This window comes from Streptomyces melanosporofaciens (genome assembly GCF_900105695.1).
Lineage (GTDB): Bacteria > Actinomycetota > Actinomycetes > Streptomycetales > Streptomycetaceae > Streptomyces > Streptomyces antimycoticus.
The window spans coordinates 7,681,003-7,705,918 of sequence record NZ_FNST01000002.1 but is presented as its reverse complement, the minus strand read 5'-3'; the positions used below and the strand labels follow the sequence as shown (position 1 = coordinate 7,705,918).

Annotated in this window: 1 protein-coding gene; it reads right to left on the bottom strand. The window is 72.3% G+C overall.

The window, feature by feature from the left end:
• Nucleotides 1-23: 23 nt before the first annotated feature.
• On the bottom strand, nt 24-24,848 hold the full coding sequence (locus BLV72_RS35480) for a type I polyketide synthase (protein WP_093467520.1): 24,825 nt from the start codon (nt 24,846-24,848) through the stop codon (nt 24-26).
• Nucleotides 24,849-24,916: the final 68 nt, after the last annotated feature.

Genomic DNA, 24,916 nt, shown 5'->3' with positions numbered 1-24,916 from the left:
TCTGTGAGTTCCAGCTCGCCACGTCAGGAGGTTCCGAATTCGTCGTCGATGAGTTTGAAGATCTCGTCGGCGGTGGCCGATTCGATCTCGCTGTCGTCGTCCATCTCGTCGTCCAGCGCCGTCGCGGCGCCGGACACCTGCCCGGTTCCGCCGGCCGACCACTTGGCCACCAGGCCCTGGAGCCGCGCCATGACCTTGTCGCGCGTCTCGCCGTCGGAGTCGAGCGCCGACAGGGTGGATTCCAGGCGGTCGAGTTCTCCGAAGACGGGCTCGGTCGCGGGCCCGTCGGCGGGGGTGACCTCTTCGCGCAGGAATCGTCCCAGCGACGCCGGGGTCGGGTAGTCGAACACCAGGGTCGCCGGCAGCCGCGTTCCGGTGATCGCGTTGAGACGGTTGCGCAGTTCGACGGCCGACAGGGAGTCGAAGCCCAGGTCCTTGAACGCGTGTCCCGGCTCGATCGCCTGTCCCGACGCATAGCCGAGGACGATGGCCACCTGGTCGCACACCAGGTCCACCAGGATGCGCTCGCGCTCCGCTTCGGACTTCCCGGCCAGGTGCTGCCTGAGCTCGCCGGCCGGGTCGGCCCCGGTGCTGGTGGCGGCCGACTCCGCGGTCCTGCGCGCGGGGCCTCGCACCAGTCCGCGCAGCAGCGCGGGTACCGGCTCGCCCACCGAGGACATGTCCATCGTCATGGGCACCAGGACGGCACCGTCGAGATCGCGGGTCGCGTCGAACAGTGCGAGCCCGGCCTCGGGGGTGAGGGCGACCATACCGGTCCTGGTCATGCGGGTGACGTCGGCGTCGGCCAGCTCGGTGGTCATGCCGCCGTCCTGCGTCCACGGGCCCCAGACGAGCGAGGCGGCCGGGAGTCCCGCGGCCCTGCGGTGCTGGGCCAGGGCGTCCATGAAGGCGTTGCCCGCAGCGTAGTTGGCCTGGCCGGCGCCGCCGAAGGTACCGGAGACGGAGGAGAACAGGATGAAGGCCGAGAGGTCGAGGCCGCGGGTCAGCTCGTGCAGATGCAGCGCCGCGTCCACCTTCGGACGCAACACCTTGTCCACCCGCTCCGGCGTCAGCGACTCCACCACACCGTCATCCAGCACACCCGCCGCATGCACCACAGCCGACAGCGGATGCTCCGACCCGATCCCGGCCAGCAGACTCTCCACCGACGCCCGATCGGCCACATCACAGGCCACAGCCCGGGCCTGCGCACCGAGCCCGGCCAGCTCCGCCACCAACTCCGCCGCACCCGGCGCCTCCACGCCACGACGACTCGTCAGCACCAGAGACCGCACACCGTGCTCCACCACCAGATGACGGGCCAACAGCGCGCCCAGACCACCCGTACCACCCGTGATCAGCACCGTGCCCAGGCCGTCCAGCGTCCTCGGGATCGTCAGCGCCACCTTGCCGGTGTGGCGGGCCTGGCTGATGAAGCGGAAGGCGTCGGGTGCCCTGCGGACATCCCAGGTGCGCACCGGAAGCGGTCGCAGCACTCCGCTCTCGAACAGGGAGATCAGGACACTCCACATCTCGTGGATGCGGTCGGCTCCCGCCTCCATCAGGTCGAACGCCTGGTAGGAGACACCGGTGTACTCAGCGGCCACCTCGTCCGGGACCCTGATGTCGGTCTTGCCCATCTCCAGGAACCGGCCGCCGCGCGGCAGCAGTCGCAGACCCGCGTCCACGAACTCCCGGGCCAGCGAGTCGAGCACCACGTCCATGCCGCGTCCGCCGGTCGCGTCGAGGAAGCGCTTCTCGAAGTCCAGCGTCCGCGACGACGCAATGTGCTCGTCGTCCAGGCCGAGTGCCCGCAGGGTGTCCCACTTGCCCTCGCTCGCGGTACCGAACACCTCGGCCCCGAGGTGCCGTGCCAGCTGGAGCGTGGCCATGCCCACACCACCGGCCGCCGAGTGCACCAGCACCGACTGACCGGCCTCGAGACCCGCCAGGTCCACCATGGCGTAGTAGGCCGTCAGGAACACGATGGGCGTGGAGGCCGCCTGCTCGAACGTCCAGCTCTCCGGAACCCGGGCGACCACGCGCCGGTCGGTGATGGCGACGGGGCCGAACGACCCGCCGAAGATGCCCATCACCGCGTCGCCGGGCGCGAGGTCCGTCACCGCGGAGCCGACCTCGGTCACCACACCGGCGCCCTCGCCACCGAGCGGTCCGGCCTCGCCGGGGTACATCCCCAGGGCGTTGAGCACATCGCGGAAGTTCAGGCCCGCGGCGCGCAGCGCCACCCTGATCTCGGTCGCACCCAGTTCCTCCGTCACATCGGGGCTGGGCAGCAGCGCCAGGTTCTCCAAGGTCCCCTTGGCGTGCATGTCCAGCCGCCATTCCCGGACCCCCACGGGCGGCAGCAGCGCGGTGCCCGAGGAGACCCGGGCCATGCGCTGGCCGAGCACCGTGCCCTCGCGGACCACGGCCTGCGGCTCGTCGCCGGCGAGCACCGTGGACAGTGCCGCCTTGGACGCCTCGGTGGGCTCCTGTGGGTCCAGGTCCACCAGGACGAAGCAGTTCGGGTTCTCCGACTGCGCGGACCGCACCATGCCCCAGAGGGGGGCGTGGATCATGTCCGGGGTCTCGTCGCGGTCCTCGGGCGCCATGGCGCCCGAGGTCACGAAGACCAGTCGGGAGGAGGCGAACCGGCGGTCGCCGAGCCAGCCTTGGATCATGCCCAGCGTGTGGTGCGTCACCGCGTGGATGGCGTCCGCGGGCTCCAGGCCCTGCTTGGCCTTGCTCTTGCCCTTGCCCTTCGCCTTGCTCTTGGGCGTGCCCTGCGCCGCCGGGTCGTCGAGACCGGGTGCGTAGGACACCAGCACGGCCTCCGGGGCAGCGGCCCCACCGTCGATCGCGGCGCCCAGTGCCTCGAGATCGGCGTAGGCGGTCACCTCGGCTCCGGCGATCTCGCCGGCGGCCAGTCCGTAGGGGTCGGTGCCCACCACGGCCCACTGTGCCGTTGCCACCTCGGCCGGGGCGATGGCCGGGACGGGGGTCCAGTCCAGCGTGAACAGCGAGTCGCGGAACGCCGCGGTCCTGGCCGCGTCGATGTGTTCCACGGACACCGGGCGCAGCACCAGGGATTCGATCGACGCCACGGGGCGGCCGGTTCCGTCGGCCACCGTGAGGGAGATCGAGTCGGGTCCGAGCTTGCTGAGCCGCACCCGCAGCGTGGACGCGCCACCGGCGTGGAGCGACACCCCGCTCCAGGAGAACGGGAGCCGGGAGAGGCCGACGTCCTCCAGGGCGACGAACGTCACCGCTTGCACGGCGGCGTCCAGCAGGGCCGGGTGGAGGCCGAAGTCGACCGCGTCCGACGCGTGCTCCCCGAGGCTGACCTCGACGTAGACGTCGTCGCCCGAGCGCCAGGCGGCCCGCAGGCCCTGGAACACCGGGCCGTAGGCGAACCCGGTGGCGGCGAAGCGCTCGTAGAAGTCGTCGATCTCCAGGGCTTCGGTGCCCTCGGGGGGCCAGACGCCGAAGTCGAACGACGGCTCGGGTCCGGCCGGGGCGAGCGCACCACTCGCGTGCTGCGTCCACGGCTGGTCCGAGGTCGCGTCGGCCGGGCGGGAGTACAGGCTGAGCGAGCGGTGACCCGTCTCGTCGGCGTCACCCACCCACAGCTGCACCTGGACCGGCTCGTTCTCGGGCAGGACCATCGGGGTCGCCAGGGTGACCTCTTCCACCCGGCCGCATCCGACCTGGTCGGCGGCGCGAATGGCCAGTTCGAGGAATCCGGTCCCGGGGAACAGGGCCGCGCCCCCGATCGCGTGGTCGGCGAGCCACGGCTGGCTCTGCACCGACAGCCTGCTGGTGAACAGGAATCCGTCGCTGCCCGCGAGTTCGACTCCGGCACCCAGCAGCGGGTGGTTGGGGGAGCTGAGCCCGATGGAGGCGACGTCGCCGGTCATGGCGCCGGGGGCCTTGGGCCAGTAGCGCTGCCGCTGGAAGGCGTAGGTGGGCAGTTCCACCCGCCGGACGTCGCGTCCGGCGAACGCCGTCGACCAGTCCACGGTGGTGCCGTGGACGTGGAGTTCGGCCAGCGCCGTGGTCAGCGACTGGGTTTCCGGGCGGTTCTTGCGCAGAGCGGGGACGAGGGTGAAGGCGGCAACGCCCGCGTCCTCGTCGGACGCCAGGCAGTCCTGGGCCATCGCGGTGAGCACACCGTCGGGACCCACTTCCAGGAACGAGGTGACCCCGAGCTTCTCCAGGGCCCGTACCCCGTCCGCGAAGCGCACCGCCTCCCGCACATGCCGCACCCAGTACTCCGGGGAGCACACTTCGGCCGCACCCGCCGGCTTGCCGGTGAGGTTGGAGACCAAGGAGATCGACGGTGCCTGGAAGGACAGGCCCGTGACGACGTCTCGGAAGTCGTCCAGCATCGCGTCCATGCGCGGCGAGTGGAACGCGTGGCTGACCGTCAGCCGGCGGGTCTTACGACCCTGCCGCTCCCACTCTCCGGCGATCTCCAGCGCCGCGGCCTCATCGCCCGCGATCACCACGGCCGTCGGGCCGTTGACCGCGGCGATGCTCAGCTCGGCCTCACGGCCGACCAGCGAACCGGCGATCTCCTCCTCCGAGGCCTGTACCGCCACCATGGCGCCGCCCTCGGGCAGCGCCTGCATCAGACGGCCACGCGCCACGATGAGCGCGCACGCGTCCGCCAGCGAGAGCACCCCGGCCACCTGCGCGGCGGCGACCTCTCCCACCGAGTGGCCGATCAGCACATCCGCGGTGACTCCCCAGTGCTCCAGCAGCCGGAAGAGCGCCACCTCGATGGCGAACAGCGCGGGCTGGGTGAAGGCCGTCTGATCGAGCAGCGCGGCGTCCGCGCTGTCCTCGGCGGCGAACATCACCTCCTGCAGCGGCCGGTCGAGCAGCACATCGAGATGCGCGCACACCTCGTCCAGCGCACGGGCGAACACCGGGAAGCCGTCGTACAGCTCCCGTCCCATGCCCAGGCGCTGCGCGCCCTGGCCCGAGAACAGGAACGCCGTCTTGCCGGCGGTGCCCACCGATCCCTGGACGACTCCGGGAGCCGTGGCGCCCGAGGCGATGGCCTCGAGACCGCTCAGCAGCCCGTCCCGGTCGCCGCTCAGGAGCACGGCGCGGTGGTCGAAGGCGGACCGGGTGGTCGCCAGCGAATAGCCCACGTCGTCGAGGTCGAGCTCGGGGCGGGCCGCCACGTAGTCGTGCAGGTTCCTCGCCTGGGCGCGCAGCGCCTCGGCACCCTTGCCGTTGACCGTCCAGGGAAGCGTGTCCGAACCGGCCGGCGGAGCGTCCGTACGGACCCGCTCCACCGTCTCCGGCTCCTCCGGCTCCGGGGCCTGCTCGATGATGGTGTGGGCGTTGGTGCCGCTGATGCCGAACGAGGAGATGCCCGCCCGGCGCGGCTCGCCGTTCTCCGGCCACGGGGTCGGCGCGGTCAGCAGCCGGACCTCGCCCGCCGTCCAGTCCACATGCGGCGTCGGCTCGTCGACATGGAGCGTCTGCGGCAGCACGCCCTCACGCATGGCCATCACCATCTTGATGATTCCCGCGACACCGGCGGCCGCCTGCGTGTGCCCGATGTTCGACTTGATGGAGCCCAGCCACAGCGGCTCGTTCTCCGGCCGCCCCTGGCCGTAGGTGGCCAGCAGCGCCTGCGCCTCGATCGGGTCACCGAGCCGGGTGCCGGTGCCGTGCGCCTCGACCGCCTGCACCTGGTGGGCGGCGAGGTCGGCGCTGGCCAGCGCCTGGCGGATCACCCGCTGCTGCGACGGCCCGTTGGGCGCCGTCAGGCCGTTGGACGCGCCGTCCTGGTTGACGGCGGAGCCGCGCACGATCGCCATCACCGGGTGACCGTTGCGCCGCGCGTCCGACAGCCGCTCGAGCAGCAGCATGCCGACGCCCTCGGCCCAGCCCGTGCCGTCGGCCGATGCCGCGAACGCCTTGCACCGTCCGTCCGTCGACAGCCCCTTCTGGCGGCTGAAGTCCACGAACGAGCCCGGGCTGGACATGATCGTGACACCGCCGGCCAGCGCGAGGGAGGACTCTCCCTGGCGCAGCGACTGCACGGCCATGTGCAGCGCCACCAGCGAGGAGGAGCACGCCGTGTCCACCGTGACGGCCGGTCCTTCGAGGCCGAAGGTGTAGGAGATACGGCCCGATACGACGCTGCCCGAGTTGCCGGTTCCGAGATAGCCCTCCGGTCCGCCCGGGGCGGCCAGCAGCAGGCCGATGTAGTCCTGGCCGTTGCTGCCCGCGAAGACGCCGGTCCGGCTTCCCTTGAGCGACATGGGGTCGATGCCCGCCCGCTCGATCGCCTCCCAGGAGGTCTCCAGCAGCAGCCGCTGCTGCGGGTCGATGGTCAGCGCCTCGCGGGGGGCGATGCCGAAGAACACCGGGTCGAATTCGTCGGCGTCGTAGACGAAGCCGCCGCCGCTCGCGTAGCTGGTGCCCGTGTTCTCCGGGTCCGGGTCGTAGAGGTCGTCGAGGTCCCAGCCACGGTTGGTCGGGTAGGCGCTGATCACGTCGCTGCCCTCGGAGACCAGTCGCCACAGGTCCTCGGGAGTGCGCACGCCACCGGGGAAGCGGCAGCTCATCGACACGATCGCGATCGGATCGTCGTCCACGACGGTGCCCGTCGCCACCGGCAGGTCGTCCACCGGCGCGGGGTCGGTGCCCTGCACCTCACCCAGGATGAACCGGGCGAGCACGGTGGGTGTCGGGTAGTCGAAGGCCACGGTGACCGGCAGGTTCACACCGGCGGCCGTGCTGAGGCCGTTGCGCAGCTCCACCGCGGTCAGCGAGTCGAACCCGATGTCCCTGAAGGCCCGGTCCGGCTCCACCGCGTCGGCGCTCGGGTACCCGATCACCTCGGCGGCCTGGGACCTGACGAGGTCGAGCACCTCCGCCTCGCGTTCGACGGCCGACAGCCCCTCGAGGCGCTCGGCCAGCCCGGAGAGCGCCGCGCCCAGCTCGGCCTCCGCCGCCTCCAGGGCCTGCCGCACCTCCGGCAGCTCGTTCAGCAGCGGACGCGGCCGGGCCGAGGCGAAGCCGGGGGCGTAGCGCTCCCAGTCCACGTCGGCGACGGTGACGTCGACCTCGTCGTGATCGAGCGCCTGCTGAAGGGCGTCGACGGCGAGTTCGGGCACCAGCGGCGGCATACCGCGCCGCTTCAGCTGGGCCGAGGTGGCGTCGTCGACCAGACCGCCGCCGCCCCAGGCACCCCACGCCACCGAGGTCGCGGCCAGCCCCTGGGCCCGGCGCTGCTGCGCCAGGGCGTCGAGGAAGGCGTTCGCGGCGGCGTAGCTGCCCTGACCGGCGCCACCGACGGTTCCGGCGTAGGAGGAGAAGAGGATGAACGCGGACAGATCCAGGTCCTGGGTCAGCTCGTGGAGGTTCACCACGGCGTCCACCTTGGGCCGGAAGACACCCTGCGTCCTGGGGACGGTGAGAGTGTCGATGAGGCCGTCGTCCAGCACACCGGCCGCGTGCACCACCGCGGTCAGCGGGTACTCCGCGGGCAGCCCGTCGAGGAGCTCCCGCAACGCGCCACGGTCGGCGGCGTCACAGGCCGCGACGGTGACCCGCACGCCGAGAGCGGTCAGCTCGTCCCGCAGCTCGGCCGCGCCGGGGGCGTCCGGGCCGCGGCGGCTCGTGAGCACCAGGTGCTCGGCGCCGCCACGGGCGAGCCAGCGGGCGAGGCGGCCACCGAGGGCACCGGTACCACCGGTGATCAGGACACTGCCGCCGGCCTGCCAGGTACGGGCCGGCCGAGCGTCGCCCAAGGGTGCCCGGACGAGCCGCCGGCCGAAGATCCCGGAGGCGCGCACCGCGACCTGGTCCTCGTCACCGGAGCGCCCGATCAGGCCGACCAGACGGTTCAGCACCCGGTCGTCGATCGCGTCCGGCGACTCGGGGAGGTCGACGAGACCGCCCCACCGCTGTGCGTACTCCAGGCCGACCACCCGGCCCAGACCCCACACCAGGGACTGCTTGACGCTGCCGACCCGGTCGGAGCGGCCCACGGACACGGCTCCGGTGGTGGCGAGCCAGAGCGGCACATCGATGTCGATGTCGCTCAGCGCCTGGACCAGGGTCACGGTGCCGGCGAAGCCGCGCGGAACGCCCGGGTGTTCGGCGAGTGCCTCCTCGTCGAGCGCGAGCAGGGAGAGCACTCCGTCGATCGCGAGCGTCCCCTCCTGCTCGGAGCCGTCCTCGGAGGGTGTGCGGGGTGCCGCGTCCCGGAGGAGTTCGGTCAGCGACGACCGCTCCGGCTCCGACTCGTCCAGGTCGACCCGCACCATGCGGGCACCGTGGCGCTCCACGTCCCGCTCGATGCGCTCCGCCAGTTCACGGGCGCTGTCGACCGGCGGGACGACGACCATCCAGGTACCGGTGATCGGGGCGCCCCGCTCCTGCTCGGAGCCGGACGACGGCTGGTCGATCAGGGGCTTCCAGTTGATCCGGTAGCGCCAGTTGTCGACGGTCGAGCGGTCACGCCTGCCGCGCCGGTACGACGACAGGGCGGGCAGCACCGCGCTCAGCGGCGCCTCCCCGTCGAGCTCCAGCGTCTGCGCCAGTCCTTCGAGGTCCTCGCGCTCGACGGCCTCCCAGAACCGGGCGTCCACCGCGTCGGCCTCGGACACCGGGGCGTTGCCGAACCCGGCGTCGTCGGAAGGCTGCGGCCAGTACCGCTGCCGCTGGAAGGCGTAGGTGGGCAGGTCGACCTGACGGGCGCCCCGTCCGGCGAACACCTTCGGCCAGTCGACACCGGCCCCATTGACATGCAACTCGGCGATCGAGGTCAGGAACCGCTCCAGACCACCCTCGTCGCGCCGCAGGGTGCCGACGACCACCGCCTGGGCCCCGGCGGCCTCCACGGTCTGCTGCACCGGAAGGGTCAGCACCGGGTGCGGGCTGACCTCGATGAACACGTCATGCCCGCTGCCGAGCAGGGTGCGGGTGGTGGCCTCGAGCTCAACCGTCTGCCGCAGATTGCGGTACCAGTACTCGGCATCCAGACCGGCGGTGTCCACCAGCTCACCGAGCACCGTCGAATAGAACGGCACCTCCGAGGAACGGGGCTGGATGTCCGCCAGAACATTCAGCAACTCGTCGTGGATCGCCTCCACATGGGCCGAGTGCGAGGCGTAGTCCACCGGAACCCGGCGGACCCGGATCTCCTCACCCTCGAGCTGCGCCACCATCTCATCCAGCGCACCCGGGTCACCCGACACCACGACGGAACCGGGGCCGTTGACCGCCGCGACGGATATCCCGCCGCTCCAAGCGGCGATGCGCTCCTTGACCTGGTCGACCGGCAGTCCGACCGACACCATGCCACCACGACCGGCCAGACCGGCGGCGATCGCCTGCGACCGCAACGCCACCACCTTGGCGGCGTCCTCCAGCGAGAGGGCACCCGCCACACACGCCGCGGCGATCTCGCCCTGGCTGTGGCCCATCACGGCATCCGGCTCGACACCGACCGAACGCCACAGCTTCGCCAGCGACACCATCACGGCGAACAACACGGGCTGAACGACGTCCACCCGATCGAAGTCGGGAGCGCCCTCGGCGCCGCGCAGCACCTCGGTCAGCGACCAGTCCACATGAGCCGACAGAGCCGTCTCGCACTCACCGATCGCCTCGGCGAACACCGGCGAGCTCTCGAGCAGCCCCACCGCCATGCCCATCCACTGCGCGCCCTGGCCGGGGAACACGAACACCGAACGGCCAGTTGCCTCGGCGGCGCTCGCGCGGACCACACCCGGTGCCTTCGCACCCTGGGCCACCGCGTCCAGGCGCTCCAGAAGCTCCTCGCGGCCGGTCCCGGTCACCGCGGCCCGGTACTGGAACGCGGACCTGGTCGTCGCCAGGGAGAGCGCCACATCGGCCGTACGAAGCTCCGGGCGCTCGGCCACGAACTCCCGCAGCGTGGCCGCCTGGGCCTGCAGCGCATCGCTGCTCTTGCCCGCCAGGACCCACGCCACCGGGCCATCGACAACCTCGGCCTCGGCGCTCTCGGCCGCCTCGATCTCCGGAGCCTGCTCCAGGATGGTGTGCACATTGGTGCCGCTCATGCCGAACGCCGACACACCCGCGCGCCGCGGATGCCCGGTCTCGGGCCACGGCCTGGCCTCGGCCAGCAGCTCGACGTCGCCCTCCGTCCAGTCCACGTGCGGCGAGGGCTCGTCGAGGTGCAGCGTCTTGGGCAGCACGCCGTGCCGCATCGCCATCACCATCTTGATGACGCCGCCCACGCCCGCGGCAGCCTGCGAGTGGCCGATGTTCGACTTGATGGCACCCAGCATCAGCGGCTGGCCCTCGGGACGCTCCTGGCCGTAGGTGGCCAACAGCGCCTGCGCCTCGATCGGGTCGCCCAGCGAGGTACCCGTGCCGTGCGCCTCCACCGCGTCCACCTCGGCGGCCGACAGGCGGGCGTTCGCCAGCGCCTGCCGGATGACCCGCTGCTGCGAGGGGCCGTTCGGCGCCGTCAGACCGTTGGACGCACCGTCCTGGTTCACCGCGGAGCCGCGCACCACGGCGAGGATGGGGTGTCCGTTGCGGCGGGCGTCCGACAGCCGCTCGAGGACGAGCATGCCGACGCCTTCGGCCCAGCTGGCGCCGTCCGCGGCGGCCGAGAAGGGCTTGCTGCGTCCGTCGGAGGCGAGCGCACGCTGCCGGCTGAACTCGACCAGCGACATCGGGGTGGACATCACCGTCACACCGCCCGCCAGCGCCAGCGAGCACTCGCCCTGGCGCAGCGCCTGCCATGCGAGATGCAGGGCGACCAGCGACGACGAGCACGCGGTGTCCACCGTCATGGCGGGCCCCTCGAGGCCCATGGTGTAGGAGATACGGCCCGAGAGCACGCTCGGCGAGACACCGGTGCCGACGAGACCCTCGACCGCTTCCTGGGATCCGGCGAGGACACCGCCGTAGTCCTGGTAGGTCACGCCCGCGAAGACGCCGGTCTGGCTGCCCTTCGCCGAGAGCGGGTCGATACCGGCCCGCTCCAGCGCCTCCCACGAGGTTTCCAGCAGCAGACGGTGCTGCGGGTCCATCGCGATCGCCTCACGCGGCGAAATCCCGAAGAACGCCGGGTCGAACTGGCTGGCGCCGTGCAGGAAGCCACCTTCCTGCGTGTAGCACTTGCCGGGCTCGTCCGGGTCCGGGTCGTAGAGGTTCTCCACGTCCCAGCCGCGGTCCGTCGGGAAGGGCGAGATGCCGTCCCGGCCCTGGGCGACGAGGTCCCACAGATCCTCCGGGGTGGCCACCCCTCCGGGATAGCGGCAGCTCATCCCCACGATCACGATCGGCTCGTCGCTGTCCGCCACCGCGACCGGCACCGGCTGCCGGGCCCCGGTCAGCGCGCCGAGGACCTCGGCGCGGGCGAACTTCGCCAGTTCGACGGGGGTCGGGTAGTCGAACACGGCGGTCGCGGGGAGGCGCAGGCCGATGGCCTTGCTCACCCGGTTGCGGAACTCGACGGCGGTCAGCGAGCTGAAGCCGAGGTCCTTGAACGCCTGTGAGCCCTGGACCTGGTCGGCGGAATCGTGTCCGAGCACCGCCGCGACATGTGTGCGGACCACATCGAGCAGCACACGGTCCTGCTCGGGCTCGGAGAGTCCGGCCAGCCGCTCCCGCAGCGCGGCGAGCGGCCCGGACCCGGACTCGGGTCCGCTCCGCTGGGCGGTGCGCCGTGCGGTCCTGCGTCGACGGGCAGGCATGGCGGTGGTCTCCTCCACGGGGGGTTCGGTGGCCACGGGGGATTCGGTGGCCGTCGGTGCGTCGGTGCTCGCCTCGGGCGAGACGGCGGGCTCCGGCAGGGTCTCGGTCGTCTCCGGCGCCGGGAGCTCCGGCTGGTCCGTGGCGACCTGGCGCAGCGTCAGCGTGTCGGCGGAGACCACGGCGTCGCCGGCTCCGTCGACCGCGGCCAGGGAGAGGGTCTCCGGGCCCGTGCGGGCGAGCCGGACACGCAGCTCGGAGGCACCGGACGCGTACAGCGACACGCCGGCCAGGCTGAACAGGATGCGGCCGCGCCCCACCCCGTCCAGCACTCCGAGGCCGAGCGGCTGCAACGCCGCGTCCAGCAGGGCCGGGTGCAGCCCGAACCGCTCGGCTTCCGCGACGGACTCCTCGGCCAGGCTGATCTCGGCGAACACCTCGTCATCGCGCTGCCACACCGCTCGCAGGCCACGGAAGGAGGGTCCGTAGACGAGGCCGCTTTCGGCGAGCAGCTCGTACAGGCCGTCCACCTCGACGCGCTCGGCGCCGGGCGGGGGCCATGCGGCGGAGGCGAAGCGCACCGCTCCTTCGGCGGTCGCGATGTCCTCCGGCTCCGGGGCGAGCACACCGCTGGCGTGGCAGATCCACTCGTCCTCGTCCTCGTCGACCGGCTCGGCGACGCGCGAGTACATCTCCAGCGAACGGGTGCCGAACTCGTCCTCCTCGCCGAGGACGAGCTGAATCTGGACTCCGTTCCCTCGGGGAAGGACCAGCGGCGCCTGGCTGACGAGCTCTTCCACATGGCCGAGGCCGACCTCGTCACCGGCACGAATCGCCAGTTCCACGAGGGCCGTGGTGGCCAGGACCGCCTCGCCGCTCAGGACATGGTCCGCCAGCCAGGGCTGGGTGTGCAGCGAGAGCGTTCCGGTGAAGACCAGGCTGTCGGTGCCCGCGAGGGGGACGGCTCCACCCAGCAGCGGGTGGTCGGCGGGGTCGAGGCCGAAGGCGGCGGCGTCTCCCGCCGCGGTGCCGGCCTCCAGCCAGTAACGCTGGTGCTGGAACGCGTAGGTGGGCAGGTCCACGCGGCGGGCGCCGCGTCCGGCGAAGAAGGCCCGCCAGTCGACGGTTTCGCCGTGGACGTGTGTTTCGGCGAGGGCCGTGACGAGCGCCTGCGTCTCGGGACGGTCCTTGCGCACCACCGGGACCAGCAGGGGGGCCGGTGTGTCCTCGGCGGCGATGTCGTCGACCGGTTCGGTCAGGCAGTCCTGGGCCATCGCGGACAGCACGCCGTCGGGGCCCACCTCGATGTAGGTGGTGACGCCCTGGGCTTCGAGGGTCCGCACCCCGTTGAGGAAGCGGACGGTCTCGCGCACATGCCGCACCCAGTACTCCGGCGAGCACACCTCTTCGGCGCCGGCCTGCTCACCCGTGACGTTCGAGATGAACGCGGTGGACGGGCCGTGGTAGGTGAGCGTCTCCGCGACCGCGCGGAAGCCGTCCAGCATCGCGTCCATGTGCGGGGAGTGGAAGGCGTGGCTGACCCGCAGGCGGCGGGTCTTGCGGCCCTGCTCCGCCCACTGTCCGGCGATCTCCAGTGCCGCTTCCTCGTCACCGGCGATGACCACGGCGTTCGGGCCGTTGACCGCGGCCATGCTCAGCTCGGCCTCACGACCGGCCAGCGAACCGGCGATCTCCTCCTCCGAGGCCTCGATCGCGACCATCGCCCCACCCTCGGGCAGCGTCTGCATCAGGCGGCCGCGGGCGGCCACCAGCGTGCAGGCGTCCTCCAGCGAGAACACTCCCGCCACATGTGCGGCGGCGATCTCGCCGATGGAGTGGCCGATCAGCACATCCGGGGTGACACCGAAGTGCTCCAGCAGCCGGAACAGCGCCACCTCGATGGCGAAGAGCGCGGGCTGGGTGAACGCCGTCTGATCCAGCAGCGCGGCATCCGCACTGCCCTCGGCCGCGAACATCACCTCACGCAGCGGACGGTCCAGCACCACATCCAGGTGCGCACACACCTCGTCCAGCGCACGGGCGAACACCGGGAACGCCTCGTACAACTCCCGCCCCATGCCCAGACGCTGCGCACCCTGGCCGGTGAACAGGAACGCGGTCTTTCCGGCCTTGGCCGCCTGCCCCTGGACGATGCCGGGGGCGTCGTCGCCGGCGGCGACGGTCTCCAGGCCGCGCAGCAGCGTCTCGCGTTCGGTGCCCAGCAGCACCGCACGGTGCTCGAACACCGATCGCGTGGCGACCAGCGATTCGGCGATGTCCAGTACGCCGGACTCGGCCGCTTCGGAGAGGTGGGCGCGCAGCCGTTCGGCCTGGGCCCGGAGGGCTTCCGGGCTCCGGGCGGAGAGCACCCAGGGGGCCATGCCGTGGTCGTCGGCGGGGGTCTGGACGGGCTCCGTCTCGTCCTGGACCGGGGCCTGTTCGATGATGGTGTGCGCGTTGGTACCGCTCACACCGAAGGCGGAGATACCCGCCCGGCGCGGCTGACCGGTCTCGGGCCACGCGGCCGCCTCGGTCAGCAGCCGCACCTCGCCCGCCGACCAGTCCACCTCGCGCGACGGCTCATCCACATGCAGCGTCCGCGGCAACACCCCGTGCCGCATGGCCATCACCATCTTGATGACACCGGCCACACCGGCCGCGGCCTGCGTGTGACCGATGTTCGACTTGATCGATCCCAGCCAGAGCGGCAGGTCCTCCGGGCGCTCCTGGCCGTAGGTGGCCAGCAGCGCCTGCGCCTCGATCGGGTCACCCAGCGTCGTTCCGGTGCCGTGTGCCTCGATCACCTGGACGTCGGCCGACGACAGCCGGGCGTTGGCGAGGGCCTGGCGGATCACCCGCTGCTGCGAGGGGCCGTTCGGCGCCGTCAGGCCGTTGCTCGCACCGTCCTGGTTGACGGCGGAGCCGCGCACGATCGCCAGCACCTGGTGGCCGTTGCGCTGTGCGTCGGACAGCCGCTCCACGAGCAGCATGCCCACACCCTCGGACCAGCCGGTGCCGTCCGCGGCGTCCGCGAACGGCTTGCACCGGCCGTCGGGGGCGAGCCCGCGCTGGCGGCTGAACTCCACGAAGGCGGCGGGGCTGGTCATCACGGTGACGCCACCGGCGAGCGCCATGGAGCACTCGCCCTGGCGCACCGCCTGCGCGGCCTGGTGCAGGGCGACCAGCGACGACGAGCACGCCGTGTCCACCGTCAGCGCGGGTCCCTCAAGACCGAAGGTGTAGGAGATACGGCCCGACACGACCGAAGTGGCGCTGCCGGTCAGCATCTGCCCTTCGAGCCCCTCGGGGATCTCGTGCAGCCCCGTGCCGTAACCGGAGGTCGCGGCTCCGACATAGACACCGATCTGGCTGCCGCGCATGGACGCCGGGTCGATACCGGCCCGCTCGAACGCCTCCCACGAGGTCTCCAGCAGCAGCCGCTGCTGCGGGTCCATGGCGAGCGCCTCGCGCGGCGAGATCCCGAAGAACGCCGCGTCGAACTCGCTCGCCCCGTCGAGGAAGCCGCCCTCGCGGGCGTAGAACGTGCCCGACCGCTCCGGGTCGGGGTCGTACATCCCCTCGACATCCCATCCACGGTCGGAGGGGAAGTCCGTGATGGCGTCCGTACCGGCCGCCACGAGGTTCCACAGCTCCTCCGGGCTGCGCACACCGCCCGGGAAGCGGCAACTCATCCCGACGATCGCGATCGGATCGTCATCGGCCGGGACCGCCACCGCCGACGGCGCGGCCACCGCGTCCCGCGTTCCCAGCACCTCGGCACGCAGATGGCCGGCCAGCACCGTGGCGCTCGGGTAGTCGAAGACCAGCGTGGCCGGCAGCACCAGCCCGGTCTCCGCGTTCAGCCGGTTACGGAACTCAACGGCCGTCAGCGAGTCGAAGCCCAGCTCCTTGAACGCCCGGCCGGGCTCGACCGCCTCCGCACCCGCGAAGCCGAGGACGGCCGCCGCGTGGGCACGCACCAGGTCGAGCAGGGTCCGGTCGATCTCGGCCTCGGTGAGCCCCGCCAGGCGCTCCCGCAGTGCCGAACCGGTACCGGCGCCTTCGGCGCTGCCGGCGTTCGCCAGCGCCCGCTGGACCTCCGGCAGATCGCCGAGGAGCGGGCTCGGCCGCCCGATCGTGAACGCGGGGGCGAATCGCTCCCAGTCCACATCGGCGACCGTGAGCACACCGTCGTCACCCGCGACCGCTCCCTGCAGCGCGGCGATCGCCAGGCCGGGCACCATCGCGGGCAGACCGCGGCGCGCCAGATGGTCGGCCTCGTCCCCGGCCGCCATGCCGCCCTCGGCCCAGGGGCCCCAGGCCACGGCGGTACCGGCGAGGCCCCGGGCACGGCGGTCCTCCACCAGCGCGTCCAGGTAGGCGTTGGCCGCACCGTAGGCGGCCTGGCCGCCACTGCCCCACACACCGGCGATCGAGGAGAAGACCACGAACGCGTCCAGCTCCCGGTCGCCCAGCAGCTCGTCCAGATTGACGGCACCGGCCACCTTGCCGGAGACCACGGCGGCGGCGTCGGCCAGCCCGGTCTCGGCCAGCGGCCCGGCCCCGTTGGCGCCCGCCGCGTGCACCACGGCCGTCAGCGGATGCTCCTGCGGCACCGCGTCCAGCACCGCGGCCAGCTGCTCGCGGTCGGCCACATCGCAGGCCGCCACGGTCACCCGGGCGCCCAGCGCCTCGAGCTCCTCGCGCAGCTCGGGCGCGCCCGGCGCCTCGAGACCGCGACGGCTCGTCAGCACCAAGTGCTCGGCGCCGTTGCGCACCAGCCAGCGGGCCACCTGCCCGCCCAGCGCGCCCGTGCCACCGGTCACCAGCACCGTGCCACGCGCCCGCCATGTCGTCCCGTCGGCGACGGGCGCGGCGGACCGGGTCAGACGGCGTGCGAACACGCCGGAGCCGCGTACCGCCACCTGGTCCTCGACGACCTCGGCCGCCTCGGCGGCCAGCACACCGGCCAGCCGCGCGATCGCACGCTCGTCCAGTGACTCGGGCAGGTCGACCAGACCGCCCCACAGCTGCGGCAGCTCCAGCGCGGCCACCCGGCCGAGCGCCCACACCATCGCCTGCTTCGGGTGGCTGAGGCTGTCGGAGCGGCCCACCGACACGGCGCCCCGCGTACCGCACCACAGCGGAGCCTCGATACCGGCGTCGGCCATGGCCCGCACCAGTGTCAGCGTCAGGGCGAGACCACCGGGGAGCGCGGAGTGTCCTGGGCAGGGCTCCTCGTCCAGGGCGAGCAGCGACAACACGCCGCCCAGCGCGGGCGCGTCGGCGGCCGCCTCACGCAGCCGCTCCCCGAGCACCTCGGCGTCGAGGTGCCGCTCGTCGGCCACCAGCGACACCACGCCCGCGCCATGCCGCTCGAGCCCGGAGAGAACCCCCGTCACCAGCTCGTCCTCGGCACGGGACGCCGGAACCACGACCAGCCACGTGCCCGACAGCGACCCATCGGCCACGTCGGGGACCGGCCTCCAGGCCACCCGGTAGCGCCAGTTGTCGATCGTGGACTGGTCACGCCGGTTGCGGTGGTACGTGGACAGGGCGGGCAGCACCGCGCTCAGCGGCGTCTCGCCGTCGACGTCGAGCGTCTCGGCGAGCGCTTCGAGATCCTCGCGCTCGACCGCTTCCCAGAACCGCGCGTCCACCGAGTCGACGGCGCTCGACGCGCCCAAGCCGTTCAGGGAGATGGACACCTCGGGCCAGAACCGCTCGCGCTGGAAGGCGTACGTCGGCAGCTCCACCATCCGCGCACCGCGCCCGGCGACCACGGACTCCCACTCCACCGAGGCTCCGTGGACGTGGAGCTCGGCCAGCGCCATCGTCAGCGCCTGGGCCTCGGGACGGTCCTTGCGCAGCACCGGCACCACGGCCGAGGCCGCGGTCTGGTCCTCCGTCAGGCAGTCCCGCGCCATCGCGGACAGTACGCCGTCGGGGCCCACCTCCAGGAACCTGGTGACGCCCTGGGCGGTGAGTGCCCGCATGCCGTCCGCGAACCGCACCGCCTCCCGGACGTGGCGCACCCAGTACTCCGGCGAGCACACCTCGTCGCGGCTCGCCGCCTCGCCCGTCACATTGGAGACCAGGGCGATGGACGGTGCCTGGAAGGACAGGCCGGCGACGACGTCACGGAAGTCGTCCAGCATCGCGTCCATGCGCGGCGAGTGGAACGCGTGGCTGACCGTCAGCCGACGGGTCTTACGACCCTGCTCCGCCCACTGCCCCGCGATCTCCAGCGCCGCGGCCTCATCACCCGCGATCACCACGGCCGTCGGACCGTTGACCGCGGCAATGCTCACCTCGGCCTCACGACCGGCCAGCGACGGAGCGATCTCCTCCTCCGACGCCTGGATGGCGACCATCGCCCCACCCTCGGGCAACGCCTGCATCAAACGGCCACGAGCGGCCACCAGCGTGCACGCGTCCTCCAGCGAGAACACCCCCGCCACATGCGCGGCCGCGATCTCGCCGATGGAGTGACCGATCACCACATCCGGGGTGACACCGAAGTGCTCCAGCAACCGGAACAGCGCCACCTCGATGGCGAACAGCGCCGGCTGAGTGAACGCCGTCTGATCCAGCAGCGCGGCCTCCGCACTCCCCTCCGCCGCGAACACCACCTCCCGCAACGGACGGTCCAGCGCCACATCCAGATGCGCACACACCTCGTCCAGCGCACGGGCGAACACCGGGAACGCCTCGTACAACTCCCGCCCCATACCAAGACGCTGCGCACCCTGCCCCGAGAACAGGAAGGCCGACTTTCCAGCGGTTACGGCCTCTCCCTGGACGACTCCCGAGGCGATTCCGCCCTGCGCGAGAGCCTGCAGGCCGCGCAGAAGGGTCTCCCGGTCCTCACCCACCAGCACGGCACGGTGCTCGAACACCGACCTGGACGCCAAGGTGTGCCCGACGTCGAGCACGCCGACGTCTTCCCGAGCCGCCACATGCTCGTACAGCCGCTCGGCCTGCGCCCGCAGTGCCTCCCGGTTCTTCCCGGAGACCAGCCACGGCACCACGGCCGCCGACACCGGCGCCTCGGGGGCCGCCTCCGAGGCCGCGGCCTCTTCCAGGTCAGGAGCCTGCTCGAGGATGGTGTGGGCGTTGGTTCCGCTCAGTCCGAACGAGGAGACACCGGCCCGGCGCGGCCGGCCCGTCTCCGGCCACGCGGTGGCCTCGGTCAGCAGCCGCACCTCACCGGCCGACCAGTCCACCTCCCGCGACGGCTCGCCGACGTGCAGCGTCTGCGGCAGCACGCCCTCGCGCATCGCCAGCACCATCTTGATGACACCGGCCACACCGGCCGCGGCCTGCGTGTGACCGATGTTGGACTTGATGGCGCCCAGCCACAGCGGGCGGCCGTCCGGCCGCTCCTGGCCGTAGGTGGCCAGCACGGCCTGCGCCTCGATCGGGTCACCCAGCGTCGTACCGGTGCCGTGTGCCTCGACCGCGTCCACCTCGGCGGCCGACAGTCCGGCGCTGGCCAGGGCCTGGCGGATGACCCGCTGCTGCGACGGCCCGTTCGGCGCCGTCAGACCGTTGGACGCACCGTCCTGGTTGATCGCGCTGCCCCGCACCACCGCCAGTACCGGATGGCCGTTCCTCCGCGCGTCCGACAGCCGCTCCACCAGCAGCATGCCCACACCCTCGGACCAGCCGGTGCCGTCCGCGCCCTCCGCGAACGGCTTGCACCGACCGTCGGGCGCCAGACCACGCTGACGGCTGAACTCCACGAAGGCGCCCGGGGTGGACATCACCGACACCCCACCGGCGAGCGCCAGATCGCACTCGCCCTGGCGCAGCGCCTGCGCCGCGAGATGCAGCGCCACGAGCGACGACGAACACGCCGTGTCCACCGTCATCGCCGGCCCCTCGAGACCGAAGGTGTACGAGATACGCCCGGACACCACACTGGCCGCGCTGCCCGTTCCCACATGGCCACCGAAGTCCTCGGGGGCGTCGAGCATGATCGTGGAGTAGTCCTGGCCGTTGGTGCCGACGAACACACCGGTCCGGGTGCCCCGCAGCGCGGCCGGCTTGACGCCCGCGTACTCGAACGCCTCCCAGGACGTCTCCAGCAGCAGCCGCTGCTGCGGGTCCATGGCGACCGCCTCGCGCGGCGAGATGCCGAAGAACACCGGGTCGAACTGGGGTGCTCCGTAGAGGAAGCCGCCCTCACGGGCGTAGAAGGTGCCCGGGTGCTCGGGGTCCGGGTGGTACATCCCCTCGACGTCCCAGCCACGGTCTCCGGGGAACCCGGCGATGCCGTCGCCGCCCTCGGCCAGGAGGCGCCACAGGTCCTGCGGGGTCTCGACACCTCCGGGGAAGCGGCAGCTCATCGCCACGATCGCGATGGGGTCGTCGTCATCCGCGGGCACACGAGGCGACACCGCGTCGGTGGCCGCCTCGGTGTGGGCTCCGCCGAGCTCCTGCCGCAGATGGCCGGCGAGCACCTCGGCGGTCGGGTAGTCGAAGACGAGGGTCGACGGCAGGCGCAGACCGGTGGCCAGGTCGAGCCGGTTGCGCAGCTCGATGGCCGTGAGGGAGTCGAACCCGAGGTCCCGGAAAGCACGGCCGGGCTCGACGGCGTCCGCCGAGAAGTGGCCGAGCGCCGAGGCCGCGTGGGTGCGGATGAGGTCCAGGAGGACGGCTCGCTGTTCGGCGCCCGAGAGTCCGGCCAGTTGTTCCCGCAGACCGGATCCCGGCTCTGTCCGGGCGGTGGCACCGCCCGAGGCGGCCAGGAGTTCCCGCGCTTCGGGGATGTCGCTCACGAGGGCGCTGGGGCCCGCGCTCAGCATCGAGGCCATACCGGCCCAGTCGATGTCGGCCACGACCAGCGCGGGCTCGTCCTGGCCGATGGCCCAGCGCAGCGTGTCCACGGCCAGCGAGGGGGTCATGGGGGGCAGCGGCCCGCCACGCATCCGCTCCCCGGCACGGCCGCTCGCGGCCATGCCGCTCCCGGCCCACGGGCCCCAGGCGACCGCGGTGGCCGCCAGGCCCTGGGCGCGGCGCTGCTGCGCCAGCGCGTCCAAGTAGGCGTTGGCCGCCGCGTAGGCGGCCTGGCCCGCGCCGCCGACGACGCCGGCGAAGGAGGAGAACAGCACGAACGCGTCGAGCGACAGTCCTTCGGTCAGCTCGTGCAGATGCCGGGCGCCCTCCACCTTCGCGGTCAGGGTCCCGGCGAGCTGGTCGACGGTCAGGCCGTCGAGCACACCGTCGTCCAGGATGCCCGCCGCGTGCACGACGGCGCTCAGCGGATACCGCTCGGGGATGGCGGCCAGCACCGCGGCGAGGGCGTCCCGGTCGGCGGCGTCGCAGGCCGCGACGGTCACCTCGGCGCCCAGTTCTTCGAGTTCCGCCTTGAGCTCAACAGCGCCTTCGGCCGCGGGGCCGCGACGGCTGGTCAGCACCACGTGTTCGGCGCCCTCGCGCACGGCCCAGCGCGCCACATGCGCGCCCAGGGCACCGGTGCCACCGGTCACCAGCACCGAGCCCCGAGGCCGCCACGCGCGCTCCGCCGACTCGTTTCCGGCGGTGACGCGGGACAGGCGCCGGGCGTACGCTCCGGAGCCGCGCACCGCTACCTGGTCCTCGCCGCCTTCGGCGGACAGCGTCCAGAGCAGCCGCGCGGCGGCGCGCTCGTCCAGCGCCTCGGGCAGATCGACGAGGCCGCCCCAGATCCGCGGGTGCTCCATGGCCGCCACCCGGCCAAGGCCCCATATTTCGGCTTGGGTTGTGCTCATGAGCTGGTCGGAACGGCCCACCGAGACGGCACCGCGGGTGCCGCACCACAGACGGGCTTCGATGTCCGCCTCGGCCAGGGCCCGCACCAGCATCAGCGTCAGCGCGAGTCCGCGGGAGACCACCGGGTGCTCGGTGCAGGGCCGCTCGTCCACACCTACCAGAGACAGCACACCGCCGATCCCGGGCAGACCGGTGGCGATCTCACGCAGCCGCTCGGCCAGTACGCCCGGGGCGAGGTCGTCCTCGTCCGCCACGACGCGCACGACCTCGGCACCGTGCCGCTGGAGTGCGGTGGACACCGACTCGGCGAACGCGTCATCGACGCCCGAGGCGGGCAGGACCACGAGCCAGGTCCCCGACAGCGTGGCCGCGGGGTTCTCCGAGACGGGCTTCCACGAGACGCGGTACCGCCAGCCGTCGACCGTGGCCCGATCGCGCTGCTGCCGGCGGTACGACGACAGGGCGGGCAGCAACTCGCCCAGCGAGCCGCCGTCGACGTCCAGCGCCTTCGCCAGCGCGCCCAGGTCCTCGCGTTCCACCGCGTCCCAGAACCGCGCGTCCACGGTGTCCGCGGCGGCGGAGCCACCCGACGCTGCGCTCGTACTTTCCAGCCAGTAACGCTGCCGCTGGAACGGGTAGGTCGGCAGCTCCACCGTGCGGGCGCCCCGCCCGGCGAAGACCGTTTCCCAGTCCACCGCCACACCGTGGACGTGGGCTTCGGTCAGCGCGGCCATCAGAGCCTGGGCGTCAGGGCGCTCCTTGCGCAGGACCGGCACCACGACCGGGGCCGAAACCGCCTCTCCGGTCAGGCACTCCCGCGCCATCGCCGAGAGCACACCGTCGGGGCCCACCTCCAGGTAGGCGGTGACGCCCTGGGCCTCCAGGGAGCGAACACCGTCGGCGAAGCGCACGGCCTCCCTGACATGCCGCACCCAGTACTCCGGCGAGCAGACCTCGTCGGCCCCGACCGGCTCTCCCGTGACATTGGAGACCAGCGCCAGGCTGGGGGCCTGGAAGGACAGCCCGCGCACGACCTTGCGGAAGTCGTCCAGCATCGCGTCCATGCGCGGCGAGTGGAACGCGTGGCTGACCCGCAGCCGGCTCGTCTTGCGCCCTTGTTCCGACCAGTGGGCGGCGATCTCCAGCGCCGCTTCCTCGTCACCGGCGATGACCACGGCGTTCGGGCCGTTGACGGCGGCGATGCTCAGCTCGGCCTCACGGCCGGCCAGCGAACCGGCGATCTCCTCCTCCGAGGCCTGTACCGCCACCATGGCGCCGCCCTCGGGCAGCGCCTGCATCAGACGGCCACGCGCCGCGATCAGCGTGCACGCGTCCACCAGCGAGAGCACCCCGGCCACATGCGCTGCCGTGATCTCACCGATGGAGTGGCCGATCAGCACATCCGGGGTGACACCGAAGTGCTCCAGCAGCCGGAACAGCGCCACCTCGATGGCGAACAGCGCGGGCTGGGTGAACGCCGTCTGATCCAGCAGCGCGGCCTCCGCGCTCCCCTCCGCCGCGAACACCACCTCCCGCAACGGACGGTCCAGCAGCAGGTCGAGCCGCGCACACACCTCGTCCAGCGCACGGGCGAACACCGGGAACGCCTCGTACAACTCCCGGCCCATGCCCAGGCGCTGCGCACCCTGGCCCGAGAACAGGAAAGCCGTCTTGACCACCGTTCCGGCCACGCCCTGGACCACGCCAGGAGCGGCTTCGCCGGTGGCGACCGCCTCGAGCCCGCGGAGGAGTTCCGCACGATGCGCGCCCGACACCACCGCACGGTGTTCGAACGTCGACCGTGCGGCAGCCAGGGAGTGGCCGACGTCCAGGGGACTCAGCTCGGTCCGCTCGAGCAGGAACGCGCTGAGCCGTGCGGCCTGGGCCCGCAGAGCGTCCGCGCCACGAGCCGACAGCAGCCACGTGGCCACACTGCTGTCCTGGTCGGAGACCGAGTTCGGCTCGGCCTCGTCCTCGTCGACCGGCGGGGCCTGCTCGATGATGGTGTGCGCGTTGGTGCCACTCACACCGAAGGCGGAGACACCGGCCCGGCGCGGCTGACCGGTCTCGGGCCACTCGGTGGCCTCCGTCAGCAGCCGCACCTCACCCGCCGACCAGTCCACCTGCCGCGAGGGCTCATCCACATGCAGCGTCCGCGGCAACACGCCGTGCCGCATCGCCATGACCATCTTGATGATCCCGCCGACACCGGCGGCGGCCTGGGTGTGCCCGATGTTCGACTTCAGCGCGCCCAGCCACAGCGGGCGGCCCTCCGGACGCTCCTGGCCGTAGGTGGCCAGCAGCGCCTGCGCCTCGATCGGGTCGCCCAGCGAGGTACCGGTCCCGTGGGCCTCCACCACGTCCACATCGGCCGGCGTCAGCCGGGCGCTGGTCAGCGCGTCCCGGATGACCCGCTGCTGAGACGGGCCGTTCGGCGCCGTCAGACCATTGGACGCGCCGTCCTGGTTGACGGCGGAGCCGCGCACGACGGCCAGCACCGGGTGGCCGTTCTTCCGCGCGTCCGACAGCCGCTCCACCAGCAGCATGCCGACGCCCTCGGACCAGCCCGTGCCATCCGCGGAGTCCGCGAACGGCTTGCACCGGCCATCGGGCGCCAGACCGCGCTGACGGCTGAATTCCACAAAGGCGCTCGGGGTCGACATCACCGTCACACCACCGGCCAGCGCCAGGTCACATTCGCCCTGACGCAGCGCCTGTACCGCGAGATGGAGCGCCACCAGCGAAGAGGAACACGCCGTGTCCACCGTCACCGCGGGTCCTTCGAGACCGAAGGTGTACGCGATACGGCCCGAGACGACGGAAGCCGACGTGCCCGTCAGCAAATGGCCTTCGATTTCCTCCGGGAATTCGTCGACGTCCGCCCCGTAGCCGGAGGTCGAGGCGCCCACGAAGACACCGCCCCGACGGCCCTTCACCGACCCCGGAGCGATGCCCGCACGCTCGAATGCCTCCCATGAGGTCTCCAGCAGCAGCCGCTGCTGCGGGTCCATGGCAAGCGCCTCACGCGGCGAGATCCCGAAGAAGCCGGCGTCGAACTCGCCCGCGTCGTGCAGGAAACCGCCCTCGCGGGAATAGAAGGTGCCCGAGTGGTCGGGGTCCGGGTCATACATCCCGTCCACGTCCCACCCGCGGTTGGACGGGAAGTCGGAAATGGCGTCGCTACCGCCGGCCACCAGTTGCCACAGGTCCTCCGGGCTCCCCACCCCACCCGGAAAACGGCAGCTCATCGCCACGATCGCGATGGGGTCGGTCTCTCCTGCCTCCAACTCACGCAGGCGCTGACGCGCCTGGTGCAGATCAGCCGTCACCCGCTTGAGATAGTCCCGGAGCCTATCTTCGTTCACCATGGAAACCTTGCCTATAACGAGTCAAAGAAGACTGAAGAATGGAAGGGCCGGAGAGAGATGTGCCCCGG